The 9,595-nt window shown below is 26.4% G+C and carries 11 protein-coding genes; 7 read left to right on the top strand and 4 right to left on the bottom strand.

The window, feature by feature from the left end:
* Positions 1-58 precede the first annotated feature (58 nt).
* Positions 59-970 (bottom strand): ACP S-malonyltransferase, encoded by a 912-nt coding sequence (gene fabD / locus Q0J90_RS02925; protein WP_297276485.1) that lies wholly within the window; start codon positions 968-970, stop codon positions 59-61.
* A gap of 242 nt (positions 971-1,212) precedes the next feature.
* Here fabD and Q0J90_RS02920 point away from each other — a divergent pair, with 242 nt between their 5' ends.
* Entirely contained in the window at positions 1,213-2,091 is an 879-nt protein-coding gene (locus Q0J90_RS02920; protein WP_297276484.1) for a cation diffusion facilitator family transporter, read from the top strand.
* A 165-nt stretch (positions 2,092-2,256) separates the two neighbouring features.
* Positions 2,257-3,177 (top strand): tyrosine-type recombinase/integrase, encoded by a 921-nt coding sequence (locus tag Q0J90_RS02915; RefSeq protein ID WP_297276483.1) that lies wholly within the window; start codon positions 2,257-2,259, stop codon positions 3,175-3,177.
* On the opposite strand, the gene Q0J90_RS02910 is transcribed toward Q0J90_RS02915, so the two are convergent.
* A complete protein-coding gene (locus tag Q0J90_RS02910; RefSeq protein WP_297276482.1) occupies positions 3,174-3,839 on the bottom strand; it encodes a PAS domain-containing protein in 666 nt (221 codons plus the stop codon). The genes Q0J90_RS02915 and Q0J90_RS02910 overlap by 4 nt on opposite strands.
* A 158-nt stretch (positions 3,840-3,997) precedes the next feature.
* On the opposite strand from Q0J90_RS02910, the gene Q0J90_RS02905 reads away from it, so the two are divergent.
* Entirely contained in the window at positions 3,998-5,401 is a 1,404-nt protein-coding gene (locus Q0J90_RS02905) for a hypothetical protein (protein ID WP_297276481.1), read from the top strand.
* A 38-nt stretch (positions 5,402-5,439) separates the two neighbouring features.
* Here the strand turns inward: Q0J90_RS02905 and Q0J90_RS02900 are convergent, their stop codons facing one another.
* Positions 5,440-6,729, bottom strand: a complete 1,290-nt coding sequence (locus Q0J90_RS02900; protein ID WP_297276486.1) for an ankyrin repeat domain-containing protein — start codon at positions 6,727-6,729, stop codon at positions 5,440-5,442.
* Between the two features lie 180 nt (positions 6,730-6,909).
* Here Q0J90_RS02900 and Q0J90_RS02895 point away from each other — a divergent pair, with 180 nt between their 5' ends.
* Genes Q0J90_RS02895 through Q0J90_RS02880 form a run of 4 tightly spaced genes read left to right on the top strand, consistent with a single transcriptional unit; the run spans position 6,910 to position 9,249 of the window.
* On the top strand, positions 6,910-7,482 hold the full coding sequence (locus Q0J90_RS02895) for an HD domain-containing protein (protein WP_297276480.1): 573 nt from the start codon (positions 6,910-6,912) through the stop codon (positions 7,480-7,482).
* Between the two features lie 25 nt (positions 7,483-7,507).
* Positions 7,508-8,149 (top strand): isochorismatase family protein, encoded by a 642-nt coding sequence (locus tag Q0J90_RS02890; protein ID WP_028329839.1) that lies wholly within the window; start codon positions 7,508-7,510, stop codon positions 8,147-8,149.
* The gene (locus Q0J90_RS02885) at positions 8,146-8,685 is read left to right on the top strand and encodes a methylated-DNA--[protein]-cysteine S-methyltransferase (protein WP_297276479.1); all 540 of its coding nucleotides are present in this window, start codon (positions 8,146-8,148) and stop codon (positions 8,683-8,685) included. Before Q0J90_RS02890 ends, Q0J90_RS02885 begins: the two co-directional genes overlap by 4 nt.
* Before the next feature lie 9 nt (positions 8,686-8,694).
* On the top strand, positions 8,695-9,249 hold the full coding sequence (locus Q0J90_RS02880; RefSeq protein ID WP_297276478.1) for a GNAT family N-acetyltransferase: 555 nt from the start codon (positions 8,695-8,697) through the stop codon (positions 9,247-9,249).
* Between the two features lie 50 nt (positions 9,250-9,299).
* On the opposite strand, the gene Q0J90_RS02875 is transcribed toward Q0J90_RS02880, so the two are convergent.
* Positions 9,300-9,595, bottom strand: a 296-nt coding sequence (locus Q0J90_RS02875) for an aminotransferase class III-fold pyridoxal phosphate-dependent enzyme (protein ID WP_297276477.1), incomplete at its 5' end; no start/stop codon positions are given.

Genomic DNA, 9,595 nt, shown 5'->3' with positions numbered 1-9,595 from the left:
AAGAGTAAAAAATTTATTATTGCTAATATTAATTTTTTACTCTTATTATATACTTGAATTATAAAGCAGCGTTCAATGAATCAATATCAAATACAGGCAATGCTTCAATATCAGGAGTAATTTTTTTGCTCATGCCTATTAAAACTTTGCCAGGTCCGCATTCATATATTTTTGTAATACCTTGTTTTTGCATATTAATCATGCTGTCATACCATATTACAGTTGAAAACATTTGTTTATAAAGATTATCTTTTATTGAATCGAATACATGCACTTCAGCTGTAACATTAGACATTACTTTATTATCATTATTATGAAACTCTATTTTTTCTAAAAATTCTTTTAGGCTTTCAGCTGCAGGCTTCATAAATGGAGAGTGGAAAGCACCTGAAACTTTTAAAGGCATAACTCTTTTAGCACCAGCTTCCTGAAGTTTTGGCGTAACAGCTTCTATAGCACTTAATAAGCCAGATATAACTATTTGATCTTTTAAATTATAATTAGCTGCAACAACTTCTTTATTTTCAGGCATGCATTTAGCAACATCATCATAACTTAATCCAAGTACTGCCGCCATTCCGTAAGGAGCATCGGCACCAGCTTTAGCCATTAAAAGTCCTCTAGTTCTTGCAATCTTTACTGCATCTTCAAATGATATATATCCTGCAGCAGAGAGGGCAGTAATCTCTCCTAAACTATGTCCTGCAAATAGATTTCCTTTTACTCCTTTTGATTTTAATGCCTCATAAGCGGCCATGCCTACTGTTACTAGAGCAGGCTGAGTATTTTCTGTTTTTTTAAGATCTTCTTCGCTGCCTTCAAAACATAATGCTTTAATATCAACGTCATCTAAAATATTAGCAGCTTTATCAAATATTGCTTTGGATTCAGATACATTATCATATAAAGACTTTCCCATACCTACGCATTGAGAACCTTGACCTGGAAATAGAAATGCTGTATTTGACATATTTATTCTCCTTTTATTATTCTATATTTTTTTCATTAACTTAGTTAACAGAATATTAACAAAAAAGTTAAGTTTTATCAAGCATTTAATTTTATTTTGATGAAGCTAATATAAGTTATATAATTTTATTAAAAGTTACAACCTTCTAATCTGTAAACAACAATTTATATTTGAATAATTGACATTTTGTTTCAAATTCATTATCCTTTTGCAGTCAAAATTAAATAGTTTGGGGTAATAAAATGAATATCAGTAATGAAAAAAAATCTAAATATATGATAGTAGAAGGCATAGTCTCTGTTATCATAAATGTATTATTATTTGCTTTTAAATATATAGTAGGACTTTTGACGGGTTCATTGTCCATTATGGCTGATGCTTGGCATTCATTAAGTGACTGTATAAGCAGCATTATTGTTATAATAGGCGGTATTTTTTCAAAAAGACCTCCAGATAAAGAGCACCCTTTCGGACATGGAAGAATAGAATTGATAACCAGCTTTATAGTGGGTATTATGCTTGTATTTATAGGCTATAGCTTTTTTTCTGAAGCTGTAAAAAATATTATGAATAAAAAAACAGCTTCATTTACTATGATAGCTATAATTGCCATGATAGTTTCTATTTTGGTTAAAGAAATTTTAGCTCAGTATTCATTTTGGGGTTATAGAAAATCAGGTTCTAAATCTCTATATGCTGACGGATGGCATCATAGAAGCGACAGTGTTACATCTATAATTATATTAGTTGGTATTTTATTAGGAAAAAATTTTTGGTGGATTGACAGCGTATTAAGTATATTAGTTTCACTTGTAATATTTTATGCTGCTTTTGATGTTATTAAATCAAGTATAAAGCCTTTAATAGGCGAATATCCTTCAGAAGAGACTATAGAAAATATAAAAAAAATAGCAGAAGAAATTAATATTGATAATTCAGATTTGAATCTTCATCATTTTCATATACATACTTATGGAGATCATAGCGAAATAACTTTCCACATGCGTTTTCCAAAAGATATGACAGTATTTGATGCTCATGAAAAAGCAACTGTTTTTGAAAATGCTATAAGAAATAAATTAGGTATAGAACCTACTATACATATAGAGGCTTACAGATAAAAAGAAATTAAATAAATTTAATTATTAATTAATATATTTTTATTAAAAAATAATAAATTTATTTTTTAAAAAATTTTATCTAGTTAACATACTTCATAAATTTATAATATAAACTTTCGATAATATTCTTATATAATTTTTGATTTTTTTTATAAAGGCTTTATTATGGATAATGGGGTTTCTACTGATAATAAATTTTATTATTTTCTTGAAGAGTTTTGTGATTATTTGCAAACTTTAAATTTTGCAGCACATACTATTAACAGCTATAATAAAGACTTAAAAGAATATGCTAAATTTTTAGAAAGTAAAAATATATTGATAGAAGATGCAGATCATTATGCAGTTAGAGATTATTTAACATTTTTAAAGAATAAAGGATTGACTAATTCTACAACTTCAAGACATTTATCTTCTATAAAAAAATTTTATAAATATTTGATAAGAAACAACTATTCGGATAAGAGAAGAATAGTTGATATGAAAAGTCCTAAAAGAGAAGAACATATAGCAAAATTTTTATCAATATCAGATATGGACAGCATACTTAATATAGATGATAATGGAGAGTTTACATTGCTTAGAGATAAAATGATGGCTCTATTTATGTATACGATTGGATTAAGAGTATCAGAATTAGCTTCTCTAAGACTTAGCATGATAAAGAAAGGCTCTGAAACTTTGAGGGTATGCGGTAAAGGTTCTAAGGTTAGAGATATCCCTCTTCTTCCTATAATATATGAAAATTGGGATATATATATGGAGAAGAGAAGAATTATACAAAAAGAATACGGCGAGACTAATGATTATATATTTATAAATAGGTTTGGAAAGCCCATAAGTGACAGAAGCATAAGAACATCTATGAAACGTTTAATTAGAAATTCTAATATATCTATAGATTTTTCACCTCATACATTAAGACATACTTTTGCTACACATTTGCTTAATAATGATGCAGAAATTAGAGGCGTTCAGGAATTGTTAGGACATGAAACAATAGCAACTACACAAAGATATACGCATGTTACTAATTCAAGATTATTTGAAGTTTATAATAAATTTCATCCGCATTCAAATAATTAATTATTTTTATACTTTTTTTGATTTTTAATGCTCCTAAGATGCAAATAAACAGTGTGATGAGATATATGCAGATAATTTGATACAATTTGTACTGCTTCTTTAAATTCAAATATTCCCTGACTAAACAGCTTTTTTATTATAGTTTTATTATATACTGATGCTCCTACTTCATCTCTATCTACACCTATAATAACCTTTTTTATAGCGTCTAGTATTATTTCTTCAGATCTATTATTAGATTTTTCTTTGCTTACACTTATATTATCAGGTATAAAAGCACTTAATATATTTATTACTGATATGTCAAAATGCCAATTTATACACATCATTCCAATAGGAACTCCGTAATTATTTTTTAATATTGTGTAATTTACTTTATTGCATTCTCCTGTTACAGATTGTACAAAGTTATTTTTATGATTTTCATTATTTGATAATATTTCCAATATTATAGTTTTATCCATGTCAGATATTGGAGAACCTAATTTTTTATTTGATAGATGTTCATTTACAATATGTATGATATTACATTGTTCATTTTCAAAGGAGTATAAGATAATTTCTACATTTTCACCTAAATAAGTAGCTAATGATTGAGATAGTATTTTATATGAGTTCAGTATAGCAAGATCTTCTTTGGTGTATTCGTAGTTGTTTTCCATCTTTCCTCCGTTTTCTTTAGTGAATACTCTCATCCATATTTATAAATATAATAATTTTTTTCTTTTTTCCAACATTTTTTACTACAAAATCTTCCTTTTATTGTATTTATTATATATAATAAATACGAGTAATATATTATTATGTTTATGGATTATTTATGGAAATAAATTTAGATAATTATTCGGAAATAGAAATAGAAAAACTTAGAGATTATAAAGAATTATTTTTTAAAGATAAAATAGAAATAATTTCTAAGAATGAAGATGGTATCATAAATGTAATACCCTATAATAAAATAGATATTATATTTGATGATACTATGAAAAATAATATTTTATTTAATAATTCAAAATATTACATATATAGTTCATATCTTGAAATGATAAAATTTTTTGTAGATCCGGCTAAATTAAATAATAAAGATTATTTTTATTCTATTTTTACAAATTGTAAAGATCCTATAAAAGAAGTTTCTAATAAAGAATCCGCAATGCTGGAAGAAATATTAGCTATTACTCCTTATGAAAGAGTTGAGCATATAAAAAAATTAATAAAAAATCTTGAAGCTGAAGAATCAAGAGAAAAATTTACATGCAAAGCTGCTGAGATTATTGGTGAAATATTAATAAAGTTGGGATTAATAAATAGAATAAATGTTATTGGGGATATTAATAATGACTCCAAATTTAATATGAAAGTATATAATATAAATTATGAAGATTTAATAAGAAGTGTAGCCGAGAGTGTTTTTGTTTTGCTTAATAAGAATTATGAAAAGCCTGATATATTTAATGATGTTATTGGATTTACAGGATACAATATAATAGATCATAGCAATAGACTTTTTATTAATACTATGGAATTTATGATATTCTATAATAGAAATATTAATATGGGTATGTTGTCTAAAATAAGAGCAAAATGGAAAAATGAGTTTATGCCTTATTATGAGAAAATAGCTAATAAATATAAATTTATTAGAGATATAGGAAAATTGGATAATGTATTCAAATTAGGAATAAGACATTTTGATAATATGGAAATAGTTAATATTGCAATAGCGGCATTTTTGCATGATATTACTTTAACTGAAATAATTAATTATTTACCTATAGAAAGTGTTAATAGTAATAATGAATTGTATTCACATTCAATAAAGTCATATAATTATTTGAAGTATTCTATATCTAATAATTATGATATAAATTTGGCTGTAGGACTTCATCATGAGTATTATGGGTACGGATACGGATTAGCTATAACTTTATATGAAGCTATGAAAGCTAAAAGACCTAATTTTGAATATCAATATCTAATTAGTTTTGATTCCAGAGACATATTAAATTTGACATCATCTGTATATTATCCTGTTAAGATTTTGGAAATATTGGATATATATGATTTATTGAAATATAAATATGAAGTTTGCTTCAATGAAATTAATACAAATATTGATATTATTAATTATATGTACGATAATTTCCTAAAAGATGAGGTTAAAATAGATTATATACTATTTACAATTTTTCAAAAATATTTAATAGAATTTAAAGATTATTAATGAAAAAATTGTAAATAATATTTGTTATTAGTTTATTATCAATTAACTCTTCCGGATTCAAGCAGTCTTTTAATATTTTCATTAGTAGAATTTTTTACAAGATTTATTGCATTATTATCCATTGAAGCATTATTTGTTATAAGCATTTTGCATATATCAAAGTTATTATTTTCTATTGCTATGCATAAAGGAGTATATCCTTTCTTTTCATCTTTAATATCTATGTAAGCCTTATTTAATAATAAATTTCTAAGTATTGATATATTATTATTTTTTACAGCAATGTGAATAGGAGCGTAACCGTCATGGATATTATTTAAATTAGCTTTAGCATTTATAAGTATATTTGATATATCAGTATTATTATTTTCAACAGCTATATTTAATGCATTTTGATTGTTATTATTGAGAATATTTACATCAGCATTATTTTTTATTAAATTATTCATAATATCTATGTAATCTGCTGATTTATATGCATTCATTACAGCTAAGTGTAAAGCAGTATTTCCGTTTTTATCTTTTATATTAGGATTAGCTCTTGATAATAGTAATGAAGATACACTTTCTTTCATTCTGTATGTATTATTTTCAATTGCATAATGCAAAGGTGTTTGAAAATTAGAATTTGTATTATTAACATTTGTTCTTAATTTTATAAGTTCATTTAGAGCCTCTACGGAACCTTCTCCAACAGCATAATGCAGCATTGTATTTGTATCTTTAGTATCAACATCTATTCCTAAATTTTTTACTAAATAATTTATATTTGGGACATTATTTCCAAGTACTGCAGACTTTATTAATGATATAACATCTTCACTATTCATAAGCAAATATATATTTTTATTTAAAAATAATTCCAAAATTTTAGGAGTTGAATATCTTGAAGCTAAAAATTCACTTCTAGGCTTATATTCTATTTGAAAATTTATATTGGCACCATAATCCATTAATAATTTCACAATATCAAAATTATTATTTACAGCTGCAATATCCATAGCAGAATAGTATGAAGCATCTAATCTCATATTATTCTGTATATTTATTGTTGAATTGCTTTGCAAAAGTATATTAAAATCTGTATAACGTGAATTTTTTAATGCTTTTATAGATTCTATTTTATTATTTTCAGCAGCTATATGTATAAGAGAATATCCTCTTTCATCTTTCATATTAGGATTAACATTTTGTGATAGAAGCGTTTGTATAGTTTTAGTATCTCCAGCTTTTACAGCTGTTATCATATTCTTTTCATTTTCAGTCATTGCATATATTTGTATTGATATAAGTTCTAGGATAGTGATAAATATAATAAGTTTTTTTATTATCATTTTTAATAATTCCTGTTTATTTTTTATATTATTATAATAATCGTTTTTATACACTTTTTTATTATAACTTTTTTGTGATATATTAGTAAAATATCATATAAATATAAGAATAAAAATATTGAAAAATAGAAAAATATAATATATACTTATCCTAATCCTTAGGAGGTTTTTTTAATGGCTAGCATAGATAGAGAAAGAGCATTAGAATTATTTAAGAAATATAACGAAGAACACTCTTTGTTTAAACATGCATTATCAGTTGAGGCAGTTATGAGATATTTTGCTAAAAAGAACGGCGAAGATGAAGATGAATGGGGTATGGTTGGTTTTTTGCATGATATGGATTATGAAAAATATCCTGATGAGCATTGCATTAAAGTTAAAGAAATATTAGAATCTGAAGGATTACCGGAAAGTTTTATAAGAGCTATACAAAGTCATGGCTACGGATTTTGTACTGATATAGAACCTATAAGCAATATGGAAAAAACTTTATATGCTATTGATGAGCTTGCCGGTTTTATTACAGCTTGTGCTTTAGTTAGACCTTCAAAAAGTTTAGAGGATTTGGAAGTAAAATCTGTTAAGAAAAAACTAAAGGATAAAGCATTTGCTGCAAAGGTTGATAGAACAGTTATAAATAAAGGTGCTGAAATGTTAGGAGTTCCTATTGATGATTTAATAAAGGAAACTATAGATGCACTTATTCCTATACAGGAAAGTATAGGGCTTAAAAAAATTTCATAAATTAAAGTATTAATGGACTTGAATTATGAGCAGAATAAAAATACTTACAATAGTAGATATGCAAAACGATTATATGGAAGGCGGTCCTATGGCTGTTAAAGGGGCTGCTAAACTTGTACCTGTGATAAACGATCTTATAAAGAATGGTGAATATGATGCCATAATTGCTACTCAGGATTGGCATCCATCCAATCATATATCTTTTGCTTCAACTCATGGAAAGGAACCTTTTTCCAAAGTAAAAGTTATAGATCAGGATACAGGGGATGAAGAATCTTTAACTTTATGGCCGCGTCATTGTGTAGCAAGAACTTATGGTTCAGCCATAGTAGACGGCTTAAGAAAGAAGAGAGATTATATATATGTACAAAAAGGCGTTGATCCTGATGATGAAGGAAACTCTGGTTTTTCTTATATGCATAAAGAGTTTATAGATGCTGCCAGAGAAAATAAGGAAACATTAATATTAGATTTTGTTGGTGTGTCTCTTGATTATTGCGTATTTTATACAGCTAGAGATACAGCAGAATACGTTGCTTCTATTGATGCAGAGTATTTAGTTAGTGTTAATGTTCTTGAATATGCTTCTGTTGCTGTTAATCCTGATGCAATAGAAGGTTTATATTCTTCTTGTCCTATTATCAATCTTAAAAAGGTAAGATTGTGAATATAATAAGACTTGATAAAAAAGAAGATAATAATAGAGCATATATATATAAAAGCCCGATAGGCGATTTAATACTTTCAGCGGATAATACTTCAAAATATATTACATCATTAACTTTCGACTTAGGTGATGATATGAAAATTGATTATGATGAGCCTGCTGTTATAAAAAAAACAAAAAAAGAATTAGATGCATATTTTTCAAATAGAGCTAAAACATTTACAGTGCCTTTAGCATTATACGGCACAGATTTTCAATATAAAGTTTGGATTGAAACCTATAAAATACCTTTTGGAAATATTGTAACTTATTCCGATATATCCAAAAAAGTTTCTGACAGTATGGGAAGCATATCGCGTGCTGTTGGAAATGCTGAAGGAAAGAATAATATAGCTATAATAATACCTTGTCATAGGGTAGTGGGGGCTAATAAAAAACTTACAGGATATGCCGGAGGATTAGAAAAAAAAGAGTATCTATTAAGGCATGAAGGTTTCAATATAGTAAATTCTAAAATAATTACTGATTCTAAATAGGTTTGCTCTATGCTTAAAAAGACTTATAAAACCAACAGACTCTTTCTTGTACAGCCTAGTATAAATATGGCAGAACAAATAGTTGATTTTTACAGCAGAAATAAAGATTTTTTTAAAGCTTTTGATCCTTACAGAACAGATGCTTTTTATAAAGCTGCAACTCATAAAGATATTATTAAGAGAGAGCTTGAAGAAGTAAAAAGCGGAAGAATGTTAAAATTTTGGATATACAAGATAGAAGATAAAAAAAGAATTATAGGGATGATTAATTTTGCCAATATTGTTAAAGGAGTTTTTTTATCAACTACTGTAGGTTATAAACTAGATGAATATGAACAGCATAAAGGATATATGACAGAAGCTTTGAATGCAGCAATAGTAATAGTATTTAAAGAAGTAGGACTTCATAGAGTAGAGGCTAATATAATGCCTCATAATAAGCCTTCAATAGAGCTTGTTAAAAGACTTGGATTTCAATATGAGGGGTTATCAAAAAAATATTTGAAAATTAACGGAAAATGGGAAGACCATATACACATGGCTATATTAAATGATGAAATTTAAAAAGGCTTTGCTTGAATTAAAAGCAAAGCCTTTATTTATTATAGTCTATTTTAACCTATGCATTCGCAAAGTATTGAAACAGCTTTTTCCAATTCCTTATCTGTTATTGTAAGAGGAGGAAGAAGTCTTATCTTATTTTTAGCAGTTAATGGAATAGCACCTTTTTCTATACATTTTTCTACTATTTCTCTGGCATTTAGCCCGTCTTTAAGACCAATTCCAAGCATTAAGCCAATTCCGTCTACGCTTACTACATTGTCTAATTTTGATAATTTATTTTTTATGTATTTTGATTTTTTCTCTACACTTTTAAGTAAATTTTTGTCTATTATTTTTATAACTTCCA

It is taken from the genome of uncultured Brachyspira sp. (assembly GCF_944390595.1).
In the GTDB taxonomy this organism is placed as follows: domain Bacteria; phylum Spirochaetota; class Brachyspiria; order Brachyspirales; family Brachyspiraceae; genus Brachyspira.
The sequence above is the reverse complement of the archived record's forward strand: the minus strand, read 5'-3'. Positions and strand labels throughout refer to the sequence as shown.

Bases quoted from the DNA above. Each gene is read 5' to 3' on its own strand.
- Q0J90_RS02920 (WP_297276484.1), top strand. From the start codon at position 1,213: ATGAATATCAGTAATGAAAAAAAATCTAAATATATGATAGTAGAAGGC.
- Q0J90_RS02915 (WP_297276483.1), top strand. From the start codon at position 2,257: ATGGATAATGGGGTTTCTACTGATAATAAATTTTATTATTTTCTTGAA.
- Q0J90_RS02880 (WP_297276478.1), top strand. From the start codon at position 8,695: ATGCTTAAAAAGACTTATAAAACCAACAGACTCTTTCTTGTACAGCCT.
- fabD (WP_297276485.1), bottom strand. From the start codon at position 970: ATGTCAAATACAGCATTTCTATTTCCAGGTCAAGGTTCTCAATGCGTA.
- Q0J90_RS02910 (WP_297276482.1), bottom strand. From the start codon at position 3,839: ATGGAAAACAACTACGAATACACCAAAGAAGATCTTGCTATACTGAAC.
- Q0J90_RS02905 (WP_297276481.1), top strand. From the start codon at position 3,998: ATGGAAATAAATTTAGATAATTATTCGGAAATAGAAATAGAAAAACTT.
- Q0J90_RS02895 (WP_297276480.1), top strand. From the start codon at position 6,910: ATGGCTAGCATAGATAGAGAAAGAGCATTAGAATTATTTAAGAAATAT.
- Q0J90_RS02890 (WP_028329839.1), top strand. From the start codon at position 7,508: ATGAGCAGAATAAAAATACTTACAATAGTAGATATGCAAAACGATTAT.